Below are 21,172 nucleotides of genomic sequence, written 5' to 3'. Positions count from 1 at the left end.
AAATATGCCAATTGTTAAATTTAATAGATATGAATAGGAGGAATTTACTTAAACGTATTACATTCAACCAGAATGTGTCTATTAAGATAAAAGGGATTTATTGTTTATCCTTTTAAACACATCTTCTACATTATAATCAGGAGGAAGGGGTTTGAATTCTTTCTCCGCATGTGTCAAATCATAGGTCTTCCGTTGAAATTCTCTTATTTTGTCCAAATCAATCTCAGAAACAAGGATAGCATCATTTATACCCCCTTTCAATCTTAGTATATCTTGACGTGCAGATTCCACGGGTTGGGTCAATCGGGAATCCCCGAACTGGCTCGTGTTGACCTGGGCAATGAAGCAATGTAGGTCACGAGAGCAAGACTCCACTATATTTGAAAAGTAATTGGTGTCTTTATTCCATTCAACCCCAATGAGTAAATCCAATTTGCTCTTGAACAATATCCTATGCCAAACATTGGCCAATTCAAAACAGTAGTAAGGGCAGAAATATAGATTCTCCCAATTAAAAAGATCATACCTGTATTCTTTAGGGAACGCAACTTTCAAATGATTTCCTCTTATCAGGGATTCTTCGAGATGTGCGTAATGATTTTTTAATCGAAAGACGACAACGGCATCTGTCACACCCCCTATTTCGAATGGAAGAACCGTTACGATAAAATTAAATACGGTGTTCTTGATTTTGACATGTTCAAGCCCTGTAATGGTCAGAACATGGTTCTTCTCCGAATATTTGACCAAACTTGAAAGCAGGTTGATGGGGATGAAAAACTCAGGGAACAACAGGACATCGCTTTTGTCAAGCCTCACTTTCTTTAATATCTTGGCTAGCTTGTCGTAACGAGATGAATTTAAGTTTGGAATTCCACGCATGCCCGCAATAATATTCCTTTCATCTACCTTGGTATTGGCAAAGGCTATTTTGAATTTTTTTGAACTCCTCTGGTCACTTCCGACGATTATCTCCTGGGTGTTTACAATAGGGCTGTTCCTTTTTGTGGTATTTTTTCTTTTATAAAAATGTTCCTTGAAATTCTTTTCATCCAATTCATAGGAAGGAATATGATTCTGATTTATAACCTTATACCTCATAAATGCATCATCCAAATAAAAATTATCACTTTTTGATTTTTTATTATGGCTGATCCCAAAGATGTCTGTCTCCACCTTATTGTCGATTTCAATTTCCTTTTTACGGCCTTGGGCACTAATGGATTCGAATGCTACAGACATACAGCATTCCCAAAACTTCACCCTACGGGGTGATTCTTTTAGTAAAACATCATCAAGCTTATAGGTTTTAAAATCAATTCCGATCTTTGTTAGATCCTTCAACATACCCTTTTTGGATGCTTCGGTATAGGTCAACAATGGATGTATGACATAATGATGGCGCATCATATTGGAATCGCGGAACCTTCGGACCCAATGGGAATCGGGCCGTGTGGGTTCAAATCTATCGAACAGAAAAGACCAGTTACTTCGTTTTAATTGATTGAGTTTAAATTCAAAGTTTCGGGAAACCTCTTTTGTTTTCGTTAAAAAATCAAGGTTCAGGGAAAGGGATAATTCATGCGAAATATCCAAGTAATGTACAAGGGTGTCCTTTATATATCCTTCGTGTACCTTGGAAGCCAGGTTTCCATGTTTAATTTTTTCAATTTCGTCAAAACAATGCAGGAAGAATTCAACATAGTGCTTCGGTTTCTTATTGACAAGAAGTAAAGTTAAAATGCGCTCCCATAGCCTGTAAAAGGTAAGGCAGGTTTCACCCTTGAAAAAATTTACAATTTGATCGCATTCCTCATCGGAAAGATGGTTCTCATGGCGCAAAGCACTGAATATTTTATTTGAAAGAAAAACAGTCAACCCAAATCTGTTTTCCTTATAGTCCTTCAATGTCCGGATTTTACCTTCCGTACCATCATAGTAAAGATGATATGCACTTGACTTAAAGGATAAATCACTTTCATCTTCCTCAGGAAAATCCCTGAACTCACTGGTCCGTTCATCGAGTTCCTGTTTTAATCGATCAATTACCAGATGTGATTCTTTTGAATCAAAATAATGAACCAAGGATTTCTCACTTTGGCAATTGAGGGAATCGAACAAGGAGATCGTAAAAACATTTTCTAGCTTATCTTCCGATACACTGATTCTTCTGAGATCTATTATCGGATAAAAGAGCTCAAGGATAAATTCCTCAATTTTGGAGGGGGTTAGGTGCATATACGAGGAGATATCAAACTTTAGGGCTTCATTGGCCTCATTGATTTTAAAACCAGGTTTTGGGTCTGAAATAACAAATAACATATCATCTACATATCTCCCATAATAGGCAGGCTTTATGAAATCTGTAGTCTTTTCATCAAATTCACTTAGGTATGAATTAGCAAGAACATATGACGATACCAATCCAATGGGTAGAACACATTTGTTTAATTCACCATGGTCATCTACCATTTCAGAGTGAAAATTGTATGGGCTTTGATATTTCGCCGATAGTAATTTGGTATAGTTGTCATGGATCTTTAGAAATATTTCTTGGAGGTTATAAACCTCGTTCAGGGGCTTGTACTGACGTCCATCAAATAATTCTGTTCGATCGACCCTGACACTGCTAAAATAATCTTTGATGTCCAAATTGATAAAGGCCACATTTTTCCCTTTTTTTATCTGGTTTTCTGCGATTTCTACAGCATCATCCCGCCATTTTTGGTATTGGGTAAAATAAGGCTTGAACAATCCGGACCCTTGGACAATTTCGGTCTTCTCCTTATTCAGTAATAAGCGGTTGCCTAAACACTCATCTTTTAATTTTGCGTCTAAACGGACACCATACCTCATAATCCATAAAACAGAAATAATATGCAATTCAAGCGGGGCATCAATGAAAGGTGTAACTCGGTCTACTACATATTGGTCCTTAATCTTTATATTGGATATAAAATTTCTTTCATCGCTTTCAGGCCTGATTTTTTTAGGATAAAAATTGATATCTATCCTGGAAAGGAGTAAGTCGAAAAATTCAGGGTTCTCGTGGAATGAATTCAATTCATGGGCTATTCGCTCAAATTTTTCTTCAAGTGTAAATCTTGTCCTATACGAGAAAACGTCCTGTCCGATATTGTAGTGGGAGCTTGGATTTTTGAACAGGTAGTCTTTTCCAATACTTGTTTCAAATTCGACAAGTTGTAACCTAAGCGGTAAGTCGGTATTGTCGTAATAGACATATGACTTTAATTTGATATAGGCATTCTTGATTTCCTCCTTACTAAATTCCATGTTTAAATATTTGTTGGCTTAAATTTATGCTTGTTTTGTTGCTAGTTGGCAATATGATATGCTTTATGGGACACTGGATTCGATAGGTCCCATGTCGGAATGGCTATGGAGTTTGACTGAGAACCCCAGAAGTATGGATCGAATTGTTGGACTAAGGTGGTTTTCAAAAACAGGGGCAAAGTTCGCTGTGTATGCCATTGGTGTATATCGTTTTTATCGTCCTCTGAGTATTTGCGCCACATAATTCTTGTAATTGTCAAACCCGTTCTTTTCAGGGTTCTCCAAATCAATCATGGCATCAAGTCCGGAATCATAGAGCTGCCAATTGAATTTTTTCGCTAATCCGATTAACTCATAAAGTCCATGTTCTCCATGCAGCGTAAGCATAAGGTTGCTCGAATGCCCGGATGCGAAGAATGCAATGGTAAAATCAGCTCCGATGATTTCACGGTGTTTCCCATCAAATTTTGTTTGAGGAAATGAACGTTCCAAAATTCCACTAAAATCAATGGGTTCAAGCTGGTTTTCATCCAAGTCTGCAACCGATTTGATTTTCTGTTTTGAATTGAAGAGTATGATATCCCAGCTCATATATTATTCGAATTTTTCGGGTCCAAATAATTTGATTTCGCTTCCAAATCCTTTTTGCTTATCGGTCAGCTCTGTGACCCCTATGAATATGGCGTCCACTTTCATAGGATGGATATGCTTATTGACAATTAAACTGGTGACTTGGACATCATCTTCAAAGGCTACTCCCGTAAGGCCGTCCAAAACGGTTTTGGAAAGATTGTCTATGTCTACTTTGCCAAACCTGTTTTCCTTTATTGAAAATGAAAGCAGCACTTCCACCTGGGCAGGTTTTTTAATAATCCCCCTCTCCTTAAAAGCTTCGGTCGCGTATTCCGCAATGATCTTTTTTATGTCTTGTATGGAAGCCTTATCATCTTTTTTCTCATATAAATTCTTGAGCTTGGATTCATTTCCATTTTCATCAACTTCATATGCATGTAAAGGTTTATATTGGTCTTGTTTGGTTAGGATTGGTTGTCCACCAAAATAACCGAAAAGAATCTCCACTTTCGGGTTTTGATAATAGGTGATATTTTCTTTTTTCATATAGTATCAGGGTCAATATAAACATTTGAAGCTGCAAATCTTTATTCCAAGGTTGATTATGTTGTATGCCCCATATTGGGAACTCTACCAATTGCTGTGTGGTTCTTTAATTTTGAGGCCCATAGAGGTATTTTTCAAATCCCAATTCTGATATTTTCCGAATCCATTTTTTCTCATAAGTCCAATATTCAGAACCTGGATTTACATAGACTAACAAAAAGATGTCATTCCAATCGTTGTCTTTCATTCTTTCCCCGGTTATGGCAATATCCCTTAATTGTTTATTGAAAATGTTAATGAAAAGTTCTACTCGTGAAAAATCGAAATCCTGAATTTTTGGAAAACCTAATTGAGAAGCCTCAATTTCAGAATTCATAAGATCAATTACTATTTCTTTTGTCTTCGGCATCGTATCCCAATTATGAAAGTTGCTCTTGCCAATTTTTCGTATTTCTGATTTATAAGCGACGGAAACTTTGTTATAGTAATCCGTTGTTGGGCTGATAACATTACGAAAATTTGATAGGTCTACCGTTGAACAATCTTCAAAGGACAATTTCCTTAACGCACTAAATTCTTTCAAATAGTTTTCTACTCCGCTTTTAGCGTCATATTCTGGATAATGATTTTTTATTAAAGCCTGAATGGGATTAAAATGATTAAAGATAATTTCGGCTTTAAAATCCAATATTGCAGCTATGGCTAATTTCAAATCGGCAAACGTACTTTGATTTTTCGTAAGATTTTGGGATGTAAAAAGCTCAAATAGAACAGGGATTGGTAATTCAACATTAGGTTCATCTGGAAAATGGCTATAATCCTGTCCAATTTTATACCATACATTTGTGTCTGTCACAATCTTTTTCATACGCTATAAGGGGGAGTGTACTATATTAGTCTTCATACTCTTGGAGCCATTTGTCCTCATCGTATTGCAATAGGTTCTCTATATACTCTCTAAATTCAAATAATGCATTTTCAATAACTTTTGCAGGCTTTAGCGACCCATCTTTATTTCGTTGGAAACCATTTAAGTCCATGCGCTTAAACTTTGAAGTAAAACAAATCGTGCTGCTATTTTTGTTATACTCCATTAATATTTTATTTTCCTTGCTGTCAATTTTATAGTTGAAAACTATTTCTTCCTCTTTATGATTTTCGATTATCTTTTCAATTTCTGGTAAGAGGTCCATAATAGATTTAGCCAATTCCTTAACCCAATCTATTTTACCTCTATTCCTTAAAAATGCTTTGAATATTCTTAACTCATTTAATCCTTCTTCCATGTAGTGAATATTGTCCATAAATTTGGAAGCATCACCATATGGTCTTTCAAATGGATATTCCCTTCCTAGATTGGATTGGGCTTCCACAACAAATTCCCAGGGATTAGTGAGCTTTACAATTTTATTTGCTTGGTCAATTGTTTCCCCAATTTCAAAAAAACTATATGATAATTGCTTCTTTGCTTCTTGAAATATTCTGCTCGTTATTCCATAAGTTCTGGAAACTATAAAGTCGTCAAACTCTGGATCAATTTTGCCTAACTCAACCGAATATGGGGATACGCTTGAAATATGAAGTCCTTCGATATTTTTAGAAATGCGTGGATTAAAAGAAGAATAAAGAATTGAGGACCTTACTGATTCTATAGTGGATTTATCAACATTGTTTGCCGCTAATAAGGATTCAATAAATGTAATGAGTCTATCCCTTTGAATAATTACGCTTTCCTTTGTCTCAGAGTTTGAATTCCAATAAATACTAAAGTGCTTATCAATTAATTGAATCAATCTGTCGTCACCTATAAACCTTATCTGTTTATCGAGATTATTTTTTCGGAGTGTGTTGATTACCGAATCCTGGGCCCCACTAACAATTTTTCCAGTTGTCATAACCCACACCTCATTGATGAAAACTTGTCTCATATTAAATAGGTCTTCATATGGGTTGTCAAATGCTTGCTGAACTTGATTCACAATTGTTATTAATCCGGTATTTGTGGCTGCATTCCCTGTTAAATCACCAATTTTTGCTACTACTGACAAAAACCTTTGTTCAGTAAGTTTATCATATTCAAAACAGATGATATCTTTTCCTCTTTCATTTATCCCGTGATATTCAATCGGAGCTAAATATCCCATTTTGCTTAACAAAGGAATAATAAGGTCTTGCCGAAATTCCTTTTCCTTTAAACTATTAAGAATTTCCTTTTTCTCCCTTGGGTTCATTTTTTATGCTGTCAATATTTTTAAAGTTGATCTTTATCACCTTTTGAAAATCGTTTATCTTATTCAATACTTTTCCTAAAAATAGGTTCAGATATTAATTTATTACTTCCCACGTCCCTTCTATCAAATTCTTGGAAGGGATAATCGTACCACAATCTTTTATCCCTTCCAGTGGAATCAACCGTGGTTCAAACTGGTTTTTCAGGATGATTCGATATTCCCGTTGATGTAAGTGGTCGTTCTTTTTAATAAAAGGGGTCATTTCAATTCTTCCCTCTAGGGACAGGTCCATATATTCGACTTTTTGTCCGGACAAGGCCAAGTTCTCTCTATCGGCTGATGCCAGTAAACTCTCAATAAATAGTTTTGGTTTGTTGATGACAAGGGCATGTTGTCCGAATGCTGTCATTCTTTCATCGATGGTGAACCTATTGGTATTTTCAAAATCTTTGCTGGTAATGCAATAGAAACTACAACTCAAAAAATTGTGATTGAACTGGGTCAGTTTTGAAAGACTGTTTGGTACCGAATCAAACTTGAATTCCCCTAGAGTAGGGTGACTACAGGTTATCCGTACTGCCTGCACGTTTTCAATCCATATCGCACCCTCATTTTCATCACCTTGTTCACTGTTTTTTGCCTTTAAGTTGTTGAAAATTTCTGGCGAATTGAAATACAATGCTCCATGGTGGAGTAAAGATTCAAGATGTTGCTTCTTTCCGAATTTTATTAAACATAAAATTCGTTCTGAATTGTTCAAATCACTCATAGTTAAATCCAAGCTTGTATAAACACATAGTTATCGGTAGTTCCCCTATAAATGAACATTACCACCATTGGGCATAATTGCATTTTTATTATATCACTAATGGTAGCCAATGTTGGTCACTTTTTTTTAACCTCCTTGTCTGGATATTCTTTTTCAGTAAAATTGATTTCTTGGTGGTGTGTAAACCACCCAAGCGTTTTAATATCTTTTTTTATTTGTTTTTCTTTCTCATTAGAAAATGGAACAATATCTTTCATTAATCCCATTTTAAATTGCCGGAATTCTGTTGTCGTTGCAATTAAAATCATGGATTTACTCTTATAATTCGAATAGAAACAAAAACTTTCCATGGCTATACTTATAAGAGTATTGACCATTTCTTGAGGCAGTTCTTGTGCATAAAAGACATATACAACTCCTACACCATTAAAGTCACCATATCGTCGGGCAAATGAGTCTTTTCCACTGTCCTTGTAGGCGTCAAAAAATTCTAAAAAGTTGGTGGAAATTATTCGCCGTGTAAATCGGTTGAACGACATGAGCGCTGTGGCCAATTCAACTGCTTTTTCGTCGTGGGAAGTTAGAATTTCCCTTTTGACTAGCTCGTCAAGGAAGTAGCTATCCTTGTCTAATTCCCTTTTGTCCTTTACCTGTTCTCTTTGATTATAATCTCTCCAATTACCATCTATTTGCACAAACATGCCATCATACTCATCCGATTGGAAGTATTCTGGAAAGGACCTTTGGTTTTTTAGATAGTATGCTAATATATCATGCTCTGTTCCTGAAACAATAATGCGTTGTCTCTCCTTTGGAGTGGAATGGTTTTGTTCATATTCCCAAAATTGCTTCATTGTTTCGGGTGGAAAATCATCTTCTTCACCGGGAAGTATGGTAACCGATTTGTCTTCGAACAAAGCTTCTCGTTTGGTCAGGTATTCTAAGAAGTCCGGAATTGTATCTAATTCTTGAATAATGGTTTGATACGCTTCTTTGTCCCAAAGGGTAATAAATTTTTCATCTTTCGTTTCTTGATTGAAAGGGTAAAACTTAACTCCTTCACCAAGATTTATTATCAATCTATGAACGTTTTTGATTTTTTCCTTGGGAAAACGTTCGATTTCCCTTTTCGGATGCTTGATATAGATGTCCCGGTTGCTGTTGAACAGTTTTCTTTCCGCTCCGTAAATCTGTTTTACCGCTTTGTCAATGGTGCGCCTAAAATATCTTGAATAGAATTCCTTGAATTCATAGTTTTTTACGGAAATGATGATGAGGTTCTCCCCAAATAGTATGAGAAGATCGCAAATTTCCTTTTTGTCTCCATATTCGTCTTTTGGACTCGGATAACACCAATATTCAAGAAAGGAATTGAATGCAATTTCATTTACAAATTCTTCGCCGATATTACCTTTTTCAATGGGGTCCATTGGTTATTTGGTGCTTTAATTCTATTGCCTGTTCCTTGGTATTCATAAACAGTACAATTCAAGGATGTTGTTTTTTTCCTATTGGATAACTGGTACTATCCTATATTCCCTTTGATTGGGTATCAATATAGTACTTCTTTGAGAAAGATCAAAGTGTATTTTTTATGCTACTAAACCCTCGCATATCTTTTCCAATCATTCAAAAATCTCCAATTATTTTATTCAACATCTGCGAAATTTTTGTTCTCTACCTGATGGTTGTTGCCTGACCCTGTCTCTTGGCCAATCCCAAAGAAATGAAATTATTAGGAATCTGGATTGTGGATTTCCGTACCCCGATGGAAATCTTATGATCGTATCGGCCTGTATGGGCACTTTCCCTTTCCGTTTCTCGTTGGGCGTCCCCCTTTGGGGCCGGGCTTTCCGGTCCAATCTTTTCCCCACGGGAAAAGGATTTCCCCTTCAATCCCTGACGCTTTAATTAAGGATAGGGGACGGCTGTACTTTCCTCCATTTCCCAACCTTCCCCTTGGCCCATAGGCATACCAATTCCATGACGGCCCCAACCCATACCGGATAGGGGTTGTCCTGGAATTTTTTTTACCCAAAAGGAGCAAAGGAACAGTGAAAGTGTGCAATCCCACCGGACGGGGGGCGCTTAATGGCCCCGCTAGGGCGGTGCCACCCTTCGGGACTTATGCCCCCCGTGCGCCGGGATTGCCCGGGGCAGTGACTGTTCCTTTGTCCTTTTCAGGGCAAAAAAAATAGGCGGGGGGCAGGGGAGGACAGGAGCGGGAACAATCGGTGCGGGACAGGGAGAAATCCCGCACGTTGGGGATGTAAAATCATTGTTTAACCATAAATCCATTCAAAATGCACGACATCAATTTTAACAGCAAAACAGGAAAGTACAGTTTCTTCAGCGTGAAACAGACCGCTTGGCACGGTCTGGGAAAAGTGGTCACCGACCATCCCACCAGTGCGGAGGCCATCCGCTATGCAGGACTGGACTTTCAGGTGGAAAAAGTACCCATGTTCACCCATTGGTATGGGCAGGACGAGACCGAAGCGGGAGGGCTGCCCGTAAAAACAGAAATGCCCGTGCCCGACAACTTCGCCACCAGAAGGGCCGATACGGGGCAGATCCTCGGGGTAGTGGGCAATTCCTACCATATTGTACAGAATACCGATGCCTTTTCCTTTTTTGACGGTATCGTAGGTGGTGGGGATGGCATCCTGTACGAGACCGCAGGGGCGCTCGGTAAGGGGGAGCGTATCTTTATCACCGCCAAACTGCCCGGCTATATCCGTGTGGGGAGCGGGGAGGATGTGACCGATAAGTACATCTTCCTGACCAATACCCATGACGGAAAGGGCAGCATTACCGTGGCCTTTACCCCCATCAGGGTAGTGTGCCGCAATACCCTCAATGCTGCGCTTAGGGATATGACCCAAGTAGTGCGCATCCGTCATACCGCCAATGCGGGGCAACGCCTACAAGATGCCCGCAAGGTCATGGGACTGGCCGATACCTTCTTTGGCCAGTTGGACGACATCTTTAACCATTGGGCAAAGACCCCCATTACGGACAAACACGTCCAGAAACTCATCGAAATGGCCCTGTGTCCCAACAAACAGACATGGGAAGCCCTGAAAAATGAGGATAGGGACAGCCTGTCCGCGAATTTCAAGAATACCTGTAATGACGCCTTTGCCTATGCCATGGCCTGCGATACCCAACAGATGGTGACCACCAAGGGCACCGTGTTCGGGGCATACAACGCCATTACGGGCTATTATCAGAATGTACGCTCCTATTCCTCCGAAAATGACAAGATAAAATCCACCCTGCTCGGGGGAACGGCGCAGCTCAGGGCGAACCGCAGCTTTGAACTCTGTAACGGCTATGCACGCATCGGGGCGGATGCCCTGAGTATGAACTGATTGTTGAACAGGGGTGGCCGCCACAGTGGCCACCCTACCTAAAACCTGATATGATGAAATCACTGAAACATAGGAACAACGTGGAAAAGGCCCAACTGTTGGCAGGACTGTTCCCCGAGGAAATGCCGGGCATACTCTCCGACATCGCCGTGCGGGTGGACTACCTGAAGGAACATCGGGAAGACCTCCAAAAGACGTGGGACAACGGCCTGTTGACCTTCCTCTTTTGGGAAGACCTCGCCCAACGGGTGGAACAGGCCATGGAGAAATACCAAAGCCGGTTGCTCGAAAGACCAAGGCTCTTTGCCGACCAACTCTTTGACGGCTACAATGCCCTGTTCACCGTTGACTGTATCGTAAAATATGCCGAAGCGGGAAACGGCAGCAGACCCTTTCGGTTGGCCGTGGACATGCTTTTTTCCTACCACGGATAAAATCCTTTAACCTGTACACCTATGGAAATACTGCAACATTTATGGGAAGCGGACAGCGATACACTGAAAGTGGTCGTGGGCGTGGCCTTGCGCCTGCTTATCGGTGCACGGCGGTTTTACCGCAGGGGATGGGGAGGGCTGCAACATTTTCGCCATTACCTGCCTGCCCTTGTCACCCTTTTTGTGGAAGGCATGCTGTACCTCGTCGCCAACGGGCTTATCCTTTGGGGACTCGTAGGAATGATTTTTTGATATAAACGATAATCCATACACACATGAAAACAAATTTTTTCTCAAGGGTGGAAGCCCTGCAACTCTCGGGCGATGTGGTGCTCACCCTCAAAAAGAACGGGGACGGCCAATGGGTGGTCTCCATACGGCTGCATAACAGGGAGTGCGGGGACAGTGCCCAAAACCTCATACCGCCCCTCGTCCTTAAACATACCGCAAAGGAACTGGATGCGGGCTTTTTTCAAGCCATCGCACAGCCCCTGCAACAGACCTCCGACCTTTCCGTCCAAATGGAAAGCTATCTAAGGCAGCAGCAAAAGGCGAAAGAGGCCTCCGAAATGGCCAAGGACAAAGAGCGGAAATTCAAACAGGCCATGGAAAAGGTCGATGCACTGGAAAAGGAAAAGAAATTCAGGGAAGCCTATTGCAAGGTGCCCGCCGTCAGCGATTTTCCCGAATTCGAAAACGACATCCGCAAACGCAAGCGCAAACTCTCCGAAAAGTTTGCCCCCGACCTTTTTGAATCCCCCGAGACCACGGGGCAGGAAAACAAGAACGATAAACCCAAAAACAAAAAATGATGTTGACAGCGACCATATTGCCCAGAGTGTTCTTTTTCAAGGAAGGCGGGAAGGAAGTGCAACTGGCAGACCCCGACCCGCAATGGAGCGCAGAGACCGTACTGCACTTTTACGCCAATACCTATCCCGTGCTGAACAATGCCCGCATCGATGGACCGAAAGTGGAGGATGACCGGATGGAATACCACTTTAACAGTGTGATGGGAACCAAGGGATAAACACCAAACCAATAACACTATGTTCCATGAAAACATACCAGATAGGAGGGATGGCCGAAGTGCCGAAGGAAGAACCACAACAACGACTGCACCGCAGCATGGCAGGATTTTGCAGGGAAATGAAACGGCAAAGGGATGCCGAAGCAATACAGGGCGACACCGCCCGCTCCGCTCCCGTTTCCATGTTGCCGATGGTTTTCTGAAAGGGCAATTCCTGCCCAGACTGTGCCCGTCCAGAGCAACGGATGTCCCGTCAGATCCCGAACAAAGGGAAGCGGAATGCCATCACAGCCTTGCCCTGTTGTGCCGCTATTACGGGATACGCCCCATGGCGACCCGCCATTTCGGTTTTCCATACAATGTCGAACTGGCCTTGTGGGAAGTGCAGGGAAAACTCCAAGACGACCGCTATGGTACACGGGTGTCCCTTATGACCGAAGATGAAAAGTGGTACATCACCACGACCCAAACCTACGGGACGGGAACGGTATTGTTCTATATCCCCGTCATTCCCCTGTACCTGCTGCTACGGGACAAAAAACGAAAGCATCAGGGACAGCTGCTGCAATGTGTGTTCGCCTATCTCCTGCATATCGGTATCCCCTTTTACCGTGGGGCGGAGAGTTTCCTGCATTGGCAGTACGAGATCATCGGGGAATGGCTCTTGGAAAACCCCGAAGAATGGGAACGGGAGGATTTTCACGGACAGGCCTCCCAATGGAGGGCAGCACAGGTCGTGGGGGATTGGATAGAGAAAAAAATACGGCACCCCATATTGCTACAGGGGTTCCAAAAACGGATGGATGCCTTTGTCCCCACCGATGAAAACGAACGGGAATGCCACAGGGTGGCCAAGAAGTTTTATGCGCTGTACAGGGACTTTCCCAACGGAAATGTCTTTGCCCATGCCCGTGGGATGGGCATCTCCGAAGAGGATGACGAAACGGTCTGGATGGACCAGTATATCTCCTTTGTGGCCGATGCCCGTGGGGACTGGCTTTCCAAGCAAGTGAAGGAAGGGGTCAATGCCATTTTTAACGAATGCACCCAAATGCAAAACCCCACCATCATAAGGGCATTCAGGGACATTGCTCCCAAGGAGAGGGACACCCTAGGGTTCGAGTCCCGACTTTTTCCCCTCTTGGAACAATTGATACAATTTTTAACGGAAGTCAAATGAAAAATGATAGCATACACGCCAATGAACACCTGTTCCTGCCCATAGGGGCCATTCTCGTCTATGGCCGTGATGACGGCAACAGGGAACAGGCCTATGTGGAGTACTTCGATATGGATGCCCAGGGACATCCCGTGAACGGCCGTCCGCTGAGCCTTTCGCAATCATATGCCCTTGTGGAGTGCCTACAGTCGGGAAAGGAGAACAAGACCGCCTTTGCCACCCCAAAGGGATTGCTACCCCCGACCGTGCTGTACGTGAACCCCACCGAGGGGGGCACGGTGATATGGTACACAAGGGCAGCCAAAAAACACCTCCATTTTACCGATGGCCTTGGCATCCCCTGCGGGGAAGCGTCCCTGCCGCCCCTTTTATGGGTGGCAGGAAAGGACGGGCTGCGCATCTTTGCCCTGAAGACCCGAAGAAGGCCTACGGCGGACACCCCCCTGTACCATGCGCCCTTTTTCAATGTCTATGCCGATGGAAGGGTGTGCATGGGTAACGTCAGCGTGGAAGCCGATAGGGCAACATGCCTTGAGGATTATATCGCCCGATGGGAAAAGGCCTTCTTCCATAGCCGTTTTGCACACACCTTTGCGGGACATTATCCCGTCAAGGGAAATATCGTCTCCCTGTGGAACAACCTGATGGGGCAGCAGGGGAAATTTCCCCTGAATGTCCTAAAAACACATTCCCTGACCCTCAAACACATCCTGCCATGAAACAGACCGTACACTTTACCGAGAACCGCCTGTTGCGGGCGACCAACCCCGTCAAACTCCACCTGATAGGGGGCGGGGGGACAGGCTCCCGGGTGCTGACCGCCCTCGCACAGCTCAACCACGCCATGACCGCACTGGGACACCCCGGACTGGAGGTAACCCTGTGGGACGGGGATACCGTCACACAGGCCAACAGGGGAAGACAGCTCTTTGCCCAGAGCGAAGTGGGACTGCCTAAGGCCGTGGCTTTAATCCAGCGCACCAACCGGTTTTTTGGCACGGCATGGAAAGCCCGTGACCATAGGTTTGATGGGGAAGCCCATGCCGAGATAGGGGACATCTATCTTTCCTGTGTGGACAATGTGGACACCCGTTTCGCATTGGCACAATGGCTTGGACAATTGGAAATTCAACGCCATGAACAGGAATGCCCGGCCTATTGGATGGACTTCGGCAACGGCAGAAAGTCGGGGCAGGTCATACTCTCCACCATCGGGGACATCCCACAGCCCCAATCTGAAAAATTTACCACCGTAGGCAACATGCCCTTTGTGACGGAAGCCTACGGGGAACTGCTCCGACAGTCCGAGGACGAAGACCAAGCCCCTAGCTGTTCCCTCGAAGAGGCCCTACAGCAACAGGACCTGTTCATCAACGGGGCATTGGCACAACTGGGGGCCTCCCTGCTATGGGACCTCTTCCGTAACGGGATGACCCATTACAGCGGGTTTTTCCTGAACCTTGGGGATTTCAGGGCACAGCCCGTGCCGTTACGTCCCGTGACCTGATAATTCAATCCTTTAAGAATCCTTGGCGCAACAACAGGACAAACAGATGTACCGTGGTCTTTGCCCCATGGATTTTCTTCAATTTATTTACCTCCTTCTCGACTGTGCTCAGACTGTTGGGGTGCATGTTCCTTTGCTTCAGGTACTCCGCAACCTCCCGTTGCGTGTACCCCTTGGCCATTTGCCGTATGATGGTTTTCTGTACCTTGTTCATGGCAGCAATATAAGCGGATTATTTTGGACACATTTGTGGAATATCGTAAACCAAGCTGGCTTAACGAGGTAACTTTGAACTTAATTTTTACTCCTTTAGGGACTTGATAATTGGAGAGAAGGTATAAAAAAAGTGAAAGAAATAATTTGATAATACAAAATAAATATGCTAAAACTTAAATATATTTGCAATAATGGTAATATAGTGAAATAATGAGGAAGAAATTCAATCGACTAAAACTTGTTTTGGTAGAAAAGGAGAAATCGAACAAATGGTTGGCTGAGAAATTGAAAAAAAGTGAAACCACAGTTTCTAATTGGTGTACCAATTCGAGACAACCATCAATAGAGACACTTATTTCAATAGCAGAAGTTCTGGATGTGGAAGTGGATAAACTATTAATAACCAAGAATAATTGATGGGTAAAAAAGAACAATATTCAGTAGTGGATCTCTTTTGCGGAATTGGCGGGTTAACAAGGGGGTTCCTGGATAAAGGATTTAATGTAACGGCAGGAGTAGATATTGACCAGGACTGTAAATATGCCTACGAAAAAAATAATAAGGCCACTTTTATTGAAAAAAGTGTAAGTGAACTTTCTCCTGAATATTTGAAGACCTTATTTTTAAAAGGCACTAGAAAAATTTTAATCGGTTGCGCTCCTTGTCAACCTTTTTCCATTTTTAACCAAAAAAGTAGTGGGACGGTAAGTGAGATGAATTCTGAGCGATGGAAATTATTATACGCCTTTGCTGATTTGATTAAAGAAGTAAAGCCGGAAATCGTTTCGATGGAAAATGTTCCGTTGCTGAAATCATTTAAGAATGGAAAAGTGTTGAGTGATTTTGAAGGTGTACTTAAAGGCTTAGGGTACTATGTTTCTACAGGTATCTTTGATTCACAATATTACGGAGTGCCCCAAAGACGGAAGAGACTTGTACTACTAGCTTCCTTAAATGGACCAATAGAAATGCTTCCCTACACTCATCTGAATAAAGTCAGCACTGTAAGAAAGGCTATTGGTAAATTACCAAAAATTCAAGCCGGTGAAATCCACCATAAGGATTTATTGCATAGGTCAAGACAACTGAATGAATTGAGTTTACGCAGAATAAAGGCTACACCTGAAGGCGGTAGCTGGAAGGACTGGGATGAGGAATTAATAGCGGATTGCCATAAAAACGATGGTGGGAAAGCTTATGGTAGTGCCTATGGAAGAATGAAATGGGATGATGTCGCACCGACTATGACAACCTACTGCATTGGCTACAACAATGGAAGATTTGGCCATCCCGAACAAGATAGAGCAATCTCCTTAAGGGAAGCTGCAATTTTACAATCATTTCCGAAAAACTATGATTTTGTAAACCCCAAAAAAGAATTTTCCTCGGGCCGTATAGCCAAACAGATAGGAAATGCAGTTCCTGTAAAATTAGGCCAAGCAATAGCTATGAGTGTGGCAAATCATATTGAAAAATATAATAATGAGTGAAAAAAATCTTAAGTGGAGATTTGATGTCAATACCTTTAGATTAATCGGAAGAGAATTAATTACAGATAGGATAACTGCCGTCTATGAACTTGTGAAAAATTGCTATGACGCAAATGCTACAAAAGTAATAGTTGAATTTATTGATGTATCTCCCGAGGCACTTAATGAGAAATCAAAAATTATTATCTCTGACGATGGACATGGAATGTCCTATACGGATATCCGCGATAAATGGATGGTAGTCGGGACAGCAAGCAAAAGAAGTACCTTATTCTCACCACCTCCATTCGAAAGAAGATATGTCGGAGAAAAAGGAATAGGACGCTTTGCTGTGGATAAACTAGGTGGTCATGTGGTAATTGAAACCAAGGAGGTAGACACAAATCAGAAACTTGTTGTCAATATTGATTGGAATGCCTATGATGAACTCTCCAAGTCACCTCAGTTAAAACTTTTCACAGATGTGGAAAATAGTTATGCCTTTGTAGATGCTCCAAAAGAAGAAAAGGGAACAAAACTTATTATATCTTCAATAGAAGAGACCTGGACAGATTTGGATATTAATAGATTAGAAAAGGAATTGGAAAAAATTGTTTCTCCTTTCCACCCCCTGAACCCACCGTTTCAAATTGTCATAAACTCCAATGAGTATGATGCTTATAAAGATAAGCCCGTAAAAGCTGAATCCATAAAATATTCCAGTTTGGAGTTTAAACTGGAATACAATGTTGAAAAGGAATGGCAAGAAACTTTAAAATGGGATAAGGAGAAAAACAAGATCATTGTCGACAGAGTTTCCATAAAACCTTTTGGAGGAATTAATCTAAGATTATTCTATTTTGATGAAGCGGCAAAAAAGAAATTCAATAGGATTTATAAAAACCAGGACTATCGAATAGACGGTATAAAGATTTACCGTGATGGACTCATAACTACGCCATTTGCTGAATTTGAAGGAATCAGGGACAAAAAACGGGATGTTCTCGGTATCGATAAAAGGTTATGGTCAGGATTCTTGGACAAAGTAGGTACTCGTGAAATTATTGGTATTCTTGACATAACGAAGGAAAATAACCCTAAAATCATTGATTCCACGAATAGACAGGACTTTGTGGATAATGAGGCATATAGGGAGCTAAAGGAATTCGTGATTGCGCAATTAAAGGTTCTGGAGGAGTTTAAAAAGAATGAGCGTAAATTATTAAAACAAAAGGTCGATCAGGAACTTGTAAAGGCTAATATTGAAGTCAAGGAATTTACCGAAGCCTTAAAGACCTTGGAGAAAAATAATCCAAATCTGAAGCAAACCTTAAAGCCCCTGAAGGAACAGGCAAAAGTTATTGATATCTCTATAAAGAAGGGGATTGAACAACAAGAAAAGGAGCGAAAGGAGTACATCCGAAAGGAAAATATTTATGTAAGCCTGATGTCTTTACAGGATTATGCCATTCATGTTTCACATGCTGTTAGAACAGCTCTGGGGAAGGTGAAAAGGATGGCCGAGTTTTTTAAGGACAGGTTTCCAGACCCCAAATTGGACTCAATTTTTAAAGAATATTCCCATATGATTTATAATGAAATGGTGAATCTTAACAAAGTAATAGACTTTATGTTGAGTTATGCCGGGTCCAATATTGACATGGAGGATTTCAATGTTAAAAACCATTTGGAAGATCTTTTCAATAAAGCCTATGTTCCTGTCTTTGATGCGGAAGATATAAAGCATATCGTTGAAGTTCAAGATAACTTTGTCCTTCATGCCAATAAAAAGTTTTTTGAGGACATATTTGAAAACTTAATCTCAAACTCAATCAAAGCCTTACGGAATGAAGAAAGTAAAGTCATCAAGTGTTCTGGTTTTATAGAAGACGACCATTTTGTTATTTATTATTCGGATAATGGAGAAGGTATAAGAAAGGGTGATGAAGAAAAGATTTTTGAGATGTATTATACAACAACTGCGGATTTGGGAGGAGCAGGAATTGGCCTGTATATAGTGAAAACGAGGGTAGAGTCGTTAAGAGGAACCATTTCAGTGGTTGAAAATGAATTTAAACCTCGGGGAGCAACATTCAAGATCAGTTTCCCCTTTAAAAAATAAAGATTTCATGGAACCTTTAAAAATACTGGTCATTCACGATGATTTATTTGAAAATGATCCACTACTATATACCCTACGGGAAAGGTTTGGTAGAGATAATGTTATTCTAGAAAAAAAATCAAGTCAGGGATTAGAATATATCTATAATAATCTGAGCAGCAAATTAATTGTACTCCTGGATTTTGATTTGGGTGCCGGTGAACCCCATGCCCCTGAGGTATTTAAAAGAATACGGGAAAAAACTTCCTTAATCTATGTGATTATTTATACTGCAAAACAATTTACCGCAATACCTAACGAAGCCCTTATAGATTTCATCAACAATGAAGCTCTCGGAATTATTCAAAGTACGGCCGATATTCCTGAAGTTGTAGGGATGGTTGAAAAAGCAGCACACCAATTGGATACCAGGGTTGATTGTATTTTAGAACAATGGATTGCCAAACATTCTGAAAAAGAAAGAGCCAAACCCTATCTAACCACCAAATCCGGTACAATCTATACGCTGGATGATTTAATCGTGGAAATAAGAAAAGAAACGGAACTGGGCCAGCAACTTGAAAAAAGTATTCTTCAACTGGCAATTGAGTTACTAACATCTCAAAAACGACAGTTGGATGATTAGAATATTAATTGCAAGTGATGATTTAGATGTAAGGTTAGGGGAGTATTTCAAAGCATGTAAAGGTAATATGATGACTGTGATCGCTGCGGAGATTGAGGAAGGGAAATTATTAGATGTTGAAGAAATCTTACCTAATAATTGTAATAATGCATACATCAACATAAAGTATGCGGACCTCAAGGAAATACCATTTATTTGGGTTTCTTACTCACATGGGAATGAGAATAGTATAATGGTCAATGGTAGTTCTTTGATAAGTGCAGGAGGCGATAACACTATTTTTAGCGATACATTTTTCTACACGAATAGTTGCCTTAGCGGAAAATTTTTAGGCCCGGATTTAATAAGCCAAAACTGTCGTTCTTTTATTGGATATGACCAATCTATTGTAGCATTCAAAAATGAAAATCAGGAAATTTCTCTGAAATGTGATAATGTTGGTTTAATCTCGTTTTTAACCACTGACGTTACTGCTTATGATGCTTTCAATAATATGAAAAAGTATTATACACAACAGGCCAACCGCCTTTTGGACCTTGGAGATATTTTATCTTCAGGCCTATTGATTAATGCCAGAGAGGCTTTGGTATTCCATGGTGATGAATCATTAAAGAAAACCGACCTGTTTTTCGAAAATGAATAATAATATTTAAGAGGTTTATAGTGGCAAAATTTTAACCTGCTATTACACATTAGACATCAGAATCTTTCTCTCCCATAACCCTTTCTAAGAACTGCAAAAGTGGTATAATTTGTTCGATTGGACTCCCGTTATCCCGACCAACCACCGTTTAGGTCAAAACAAAGCACTGTTAATTGTATGATTATCAGTGCTTTTTGTTTTTTATGCATTCATCTGATATCATTTAAATCCAAATTTTCGGTGTGCAATAAGGTGTGCACACCGATGCACAGATTGTTGTAGTTTTAAGTATGGACAATTGAGGTTAAAGGGCAGTCCGACCACTAACATTTGTTCAACTTAAACGATTACAACATGCGGACAGACAGTACTTTAGGAATCAATTTTTTCGTTAGAAAAAAACGCAACGACCCGAAGATGTATGACATCTACCTGCGTATTACGGTAAAAAAAGCACGTGCAGAGGTCAGTATCAAGAGGTGCATTCCAGTGTGCAATTGGGACAAAAAGCGCGGAAAAGCCTTTCCAAGGAACAAAACCATGGAAGATTTGAACGCTTACCTTGACACCGTATATGGTGAAATCCTTAATGTTCATAGGGAATTGCACATGGAGAGGAAATTGATAACCGCTAAATCTATCAAGGCAAGGTACGTCGGGGAGGATGAAATGAACCATACAATTCTGGAGCTCTTTGAATACCATAACAGAAATATGGTCAACGCACTAAAACCCGGGACCATGAAAAATTACTACTCGACCGAGAAATACTTAAAGAGCTACATTACCATGAAACTCAAAACCAACGATGTGTTGCTCGGTGAATTGAAGCACAAATTCATTTTGGACTTTGAGAACTACATCAGGACCTTCAAGCCCAAGAAGAATAGAAAGACCTGTTCCAATAATGGTACTATGAAACATTTGGAGCGTTTGATGAAAGTTACCAAACTGGGTGTCCGGTTGGAATGGATGGACAAGGACCCCTTTCGGAACTTCAAATTACGCTTCGATAAATTCGATAGAAAGTACCTAACACTGGATAAGCCGGGTAAAGTGACCCACCTTCGCCGGATGAAACTGACCAGGGTAAACGAACTGCCTAGATTTGATCTATCCTTGGGTTAAACTTAGTTTTTATTTTTCAATTTTCTTCTCA

Annotated in this window: 23 protein-coding genes; 14 read left to right on the top strand and 9 right to left on the bottom strand. The window is 41.0% G+C overall.

Annotated features, from left to right (window positions below; genetic code table 11):
- Positions 1 to 81 precede the first annotated feature (81 nt).
- From J0656_RS19625 to J0656_RS19590, 8 genes are all read right to left on the bottom strand, one after another.
- Positions 82 to 3,294, bottom strand: coding sequence for a hypothetical protein (locus tag J0656_RS19625; protein ID WP_207036960.1), 3,213 nt, complete (start codon positions 3,292 to 3,294; stop codon positions 82 to 84).
- 213 nt (positions 3,295 to 3,507) lie between these two features.
- Complete coding sequence (locus tag J0656_RS19620; RefSeq protein ID WP_207036958.1) at positions 3,508 to 3,885, bottom strand: hypothetical protein; 378 nt, start codon at positions 3,883 to 3,885, stop codon at positions 3,508 to 3,510.
- 3 nt (positions 3,886 to 3,888) lie between these two features.
- Positions 3,889 to 4,413 (bottom strand): RusA family crossover junction endodeoxyribonuclease, encoded by a 525-nt coding sequence (locus tag J0656_RS19615; RefSeq protein WP_207036956.1) that lies wholly within the window; start codon positions 4,411 to 4,413, stop codon positions 3,889 to 3,891.
- Positions 4,414 to 4,519: 106 nt separating this feature from the next.
- Positions 4,520 to 5,281 carry a hypothetical protein gene (locus J0656_RS19610; protein ID WP_207036954.1) on the bottom strand — a complete coding sequence of 254 codons (762 nt, stop codon included), beginning with the start codon at positions 5,279 to 5,281 and terminating at the stop codon, positions 4,520 to 4,522.
- A gap of 25 nt (positions 5,282 to 5,306) precedes the next feature.
- The gene (locus J0656_RS19605) at positions 5,307 to 6,644 is read right to left on the bottom strand and encodes a hypothetical protein (RefSeq protein WP_207036952.1); all 1,338 of its coding nucleotides are present in this window, start codon (positions 6,642 to 6,644) and stop codon (positions 5,307 to 5,309) included.
- Positions 6,645 to 6,738: 94 nt separating this feature from the next.
- Positions 6,739 to 7,413: a hypothetical protein gene (locus tag J0656_RS19600; RefSeq protein ID WP_207036950.1), complete on the bottom strand. Its 675-nt coding sequence runs from the start codon at positions 7,411 to 7,413 to the stop codon at positions 6,739 to 6,741.
- A gap of 116 nt (positions 7,414 to 7,529) precedes the next feature.
- On the bottom strand, positions 7,530 to 8,843 hold the full coding sequence (locus J0656_RS19595) for a hypothetical protein (protein ID WP_207036949.1): 1,314 nt from the start codon (positions 8,841 to 8,843) through the stop codon (positions 7,530 to 7,532).
- Between the two features lie 247 nt (positions 8,844 to 9,090).
- On the bottom strand, positions 9,091 to 9,309 hold the full coding sequence (locus J0656_RS19590; RefSeq protein ID WP_207036947.1) for a hypothetical protein: 219 nt from the start codon (positions 9,307 to 9,309) through the stop codon (positions 9,091 to 9,093).
- Between the two features lie 407 nt (positions 9,310 to 9,716).
- Here J0656_RS19590 and J0656_RS19585 point away from each other — a divergent pair, with 407 nt between their 5' ends.
- From J0656_RS19585 to J0656_RS19550, 8 genes are read left to right on the top strand one after another with little or no spacing between them, the layout of a single operon-like run.
- A complete protein-coding gene (locus J0656_RS19585) occupies positions 9,717 to 10,787 on the top strand; it encodes a DUF932 domain-containing protein (protein ID WP_207036946.1) in 1,071 nt (356 codons plus the stop codon).
- Between the two features lie 53 nt (positions 10,788 to 10,840).
- Positions 10,841 to 11,221, top strand: coding sequence for a hypothetical protein (locus J0656_RS19580; RefSeq protein WP_207036943.1), 381 nt, complete (start codon positions 10,841 to 10,843; stop codon positions 11,219 to 11,221).
- 21 nt (positions 11,222 to 11,242) lie between these two features.
- On the top strand, positions 11,243 to 11,473 hold the full coding sequence (locus J0656_RS19575; RefSeq protein WP_207036941.1) for a hypothetical protein: 231 nt from the start codon (positions 11,243 to 11,245) through the stop codon (positions 11,471 to 11,473).
- Positions 11,474 to 11,496: 23 nt separating this feature from the next.
- Positions 11,497 to 12,033, top strand: a complete 537-nt coding sequence (locus J0656_RS19570) for a PRTRC system protein E (RefSeq protein WP_207036939.1) — start codon at positions 11,497 to 11,499, stop codon at positions 12,031 to 12,033.
- Positions 12,030 to 12,251 carry a PRTRC system protein C gene (locus tag J0656_RS19565; RefSeq protein ID WP_417947779.1) on the top strand — a complete coding sequence of 74 codons (222 nt, stop codon included), beginning with the start codon at positions 12,030 to 12,032 and terminating at the stop codon, positions 12,249 to 12,251. Before J0656_RS19570 ends, J0656_RS19565 begins: the two co-directional genes overlap by 4 nt.
- Before the next feature lie 19 nt (positions 12,252 to 12,270).
- Positions 12,271 to 13,431 carry a hypothetical protein gene (locus J0656_RS19560; protein WP_207036937.1) on the top strand — a complete coding sequence of 387 codons (1,161 nt, stop codon included), beginning with the start codon at positions 12,271 to 12,273 and terminating at the stop codon, positions 13,429 to 13,431.
- Positions 13,428 to 14,150 carry a PRTRC system protein B gene (locus tag J0656_RS19555; RefSeq protein WP_207036935.1) on the top strand — a complete coding sequence of 241 codons (723 nt, stop codon included), beginning with the start codon at positions 13,428 to 13,430 and terminating at the stop codon, positions 14,148 to 14,150. Before J0656_RS19560 ends, J0656_RS19555 begins: the two co-directional genes overlap by 4 nt.
- Positions 14,147 to 14,938 carry a PRTRC system ThiF family protein gene (locus J0656_RS19550; RefSeq protein ID WP_207036933.1) on the top strand — a complete coding sequence of 264 codons (792 nt, stop codon included), beginning with the start codon at positions 14,147 to 14,149 and terminating at the stop codon, positions 14,936 to 14,938. Before J0656_RS19555 ends, J0656_RS19550 begins: the two co-directional genes overlap by 4 nt.
- Positions 14,939 to 14,942: 4 nt before the next feature.
- On the opposite strand, the gene J0656_RS19545 is transcribed toward J0656_RS19550, so the two are convergent.
- Entirely contained in the window at positions 14,943 to 15,152 is a 210-nt protein-coding gene (locus tag J0656_RS19545; protein ID WP_207036932.1) for a helix-turn-helix transcriptional regulator, read from the bottom strand.
- Between the two features lie 212 nt (positions 15,153 to 15,364).
- On the opposite strand from J0656_RS19545, the gene J0656_RS19540 reads away from it, so the two are divergent.
- From J0656_RS19540 to J0656_RS19515, 6 genes are all read left to right on the top strand, one after another.
- Positions 15,365 to 15,571, top strand: coding sequence for a helix-turn-helix transcriptional regulator (locus J0656_RS19540; protein WP_207036931.1), 207 nt, complete (start codon positions 15,365 to 15,367; stop codon positions 15,569 to 15,571).
- Positions 15,571 to 16,644: a DNA cytosine methyltransferase gene (locus J0656_RS19535; protein WP_207036930.1), complete on the top strand. Its 1,074-nt coding sequence runs from the start codon at positions 15,571 to 15,573 to the stop codon at positions 16,642 to 16,644. The genes J0656_RS19540 and J0656_RS19535 overlap by 1 nt, the downstream gene beginning before the upstream one ends.
- Positions 16,637 to 18,745, top strand: coding sequence for a sensor histidine kinase (locus tag J0656_RS19530; protein ID WP_207036928.1), 2,109 nt, complete (start codon positions 16,637 to 16,639; stop codon positions 18,743 to 18,745). Before J0656_RS19535 ends, J0656_RS19530 begins: the two co-directional genes overlap by 8 nt.
- Positions 18,746 to 18,752: 7 nt before the next feature.
- On the top strand, positions 18,753 to 19,370 hold the full coding sequence (locus tag J0656_RS19525) for a hypothetical protein (protein WP_207036926.1): 618 nt from the start codon (positions 18,753 to 18,755) through the stop codon (positions 19,368 to 19,370).
- Entirely contained in the window at positions 19,363 to 20,013 is a 651-nt protein-coding gene (locus J0656_RS19520) for a hypothetical protein (protein WP_207036924.1), read from the top strand. The genes J0656_RS19525 and J0656_RS19520 overlap by 8 nt, the downstream gene beginning before the upstream one ends.
- 354 nt (positions 20,014 to 20,367) lie before the next feature.
- Complete coding sequence (locus tag J0656_RS19515; RefSeq protein ID WP_207036922.1) at positions 20,368 to 21,141, top strand: phage integrase SAM-like domain and Arm DNA-binding domain-containing protein; 774 nt, start codon at positions 20,368 to 20,370, stop codon at positions 21,139 to 21,141.
- The last annotated feature ends 31 nt before the right edge of the window (positions 21,142 to 21,172 follow it).

It is taken from the genome of Flagellimonas aurea, from assembly GCF_017313785.1.
Classification (GTDB): domain Bacteria; phylum Bacteroidota; class Bacteroidia; order Flavobacteriales; family Flavobacteriaceae; genus Flagellimonas; species Flagellimonas aurea.
The sequence above is the reverse complement of the archived record's forward strand: the minus strand, read 5'-3'. Positions and strand labels throughout refer to the sequence as shown.

What these genes read in the sequence shown, in the direction of transcription:
- J0656_RS19625 (WP_207036960.1), bottom strand. Translation starts at nt 3,294, where the DNA reads ATGGAATTTAGTAAGGAGGAAATCAAGAATGCCTATATCAAATTAAAG.
- J0656_RS19620 (WP_207036958.1), bottom strand. Translation starts at nt 3,885, where the DNA reads ATGAGCTGGGATATCATACTCTTCAATTCAAAACAGAAAATCAAATCG.
- J0656_RS19615 (WP_207036956.1), bottom strand. Translation starts at nt 4,413, where the DNA reads ATGAAAAAAGAAAATATCACCTATTATCAAAACCCGAAAGTGGAGATT.
- J0656_RS19610 (WP_207036954.1), bottom strand. Translation starts at nt 5,281, where the DNA reads ATGAAAAAGATTGTGACAGACACAAATGTATGGTATAAAATTGGACAG.
- J0656_RS19605 (WP_207036952.1), bottom strand. Translation starts at nt 6,644, where the DNA reads ATGAACCCAAGGGAGAAAAAGGAAATTCTTAATAGTTTAAAGGAAAAG.
- J0656_RS19600 (WP_207036950.1), bottom strand. Translation starts at nt 7,413, where the DNA reads ATGAGTGATTTGAACAATTCAGAACGAATTTTATGTTTAATAAAATTC.
- J0656_RS19595 (WP_207036949.1), bottom strand. Translation starts at nt 8,843, where the DNA reads ATGGACCCCATTGAAAAAGGTAATATCGGCGAAGAATTTGTAAATGAA.
- J0656_RS19585 (WP_207036946.1), top strand. Translation starts at nt 9,717, where the DNA reads ATGCACGACATCAATTTTAACAGCAAAACAGGAAAGTACAGTTTCTTC.
- J0656_RS19580 (WP_207036943.1), top strand. Translation starts at nt 10,841, where the DNA reads ATGAAATCACTGAAACATAGGAACAACGTGGAAAAGGCCCAACTGTTG.
- J0656_RS19575 (WP_207036941.1), top strand. Translation starts at nt 11,243, where the DNA reads ATGGAAATACTGCAACATTTATGGGAAGCGGACAGCGATACACTGAAA.
- J0656_RS19570 (WP_207036939.1), top strand. Translation starts at nt 11,497, where the DNA reads ATGAAAACAAATTTTTTCTCAAGGGTGGAAGCCCTGCAACTCTCGGGC.
- J0656_RS19565 (WP_417947779.1), top strand. Translation starts at nt 12,030, where the DNA reads ATGATGTTGACAGCGACCATATTGCCCAGAGTGTTCTTTTTCAAGGAA.
- J0656_RS19560 (WP_207036937.1), top strand. Translation starts at nt 12,271, where the DNA reads ATGTTCCATGAAAACATACCAGATAGGAGGGATGGCCGAAGTGCCGAA.
- J0656_RS19555 (WP_207036935.1), top strand. Translation starts at nt 13,428, where the DNA reads ATGAAAAATGATAGCATACACGCCAATGAACACCTGTTCCTGCCCATA.
- J0656_RS19550 (WP_207036933.1), top strand. Translation starts at nt 14,147, where the DNA reads ATGAAACAGACCGTACACTTTACCGAGAACCGCCTGTTGCGGGCGACC.
- J0656_RS19545 (WP_207036932.1), bottom strand. Translation starts at nt 15,152, where the DNA reads ATGAACAAGGTACAGAAAACCATCATACGGCAAATGGCCAAGGGGTAC.
- J0656_RS19540 (WP_207036931.1), top strand. Translation starts at nt 15,365, where the DNA reads ATGAGGAAGAAATTCAATCGACTAAAACTTGTTTTGGTAGAAAAGGAG.
- J0656_RS19535 (WP_207036930.1), top strand. Translation starts at nt 15,571, where the DNA reads ATGGGTAAAAAAGAACAATATTCAGTAGTGGATCTCTTTTGCGGAATT.
- J0656_RS19530 (WP_207036928.1), top strand. Translation starts at nt 16,637, where the DNA reads ATGAGTGAAAAAAATCTTAAGTGGAGATTTGATGTCAATACCTTTAGA.
- J0656_RS19525 (WP_207036926.1), top strand. Translation starts at nt 18,753, where the DNA reads ATGGAACCTTTAAAAATACTGGTCATTCACGATGATTTATTTGAAAAT.
- J0656_RS19520 (WP_207036924.1), top strand. Translation starts at nt 19,363, where the DNA reads ATGATTAGAATATTAATTGCAAGTGATGATTTAGATGTAAGGTTAGGG.
- J0656_RS19515 (WP_207036922.1), top strand. Translation starts at nt 20,368, where the DNA reads ATGCGGACAGACAGTACTTTAGGAATCAATTTTTTCGTTAGAAAAAAA.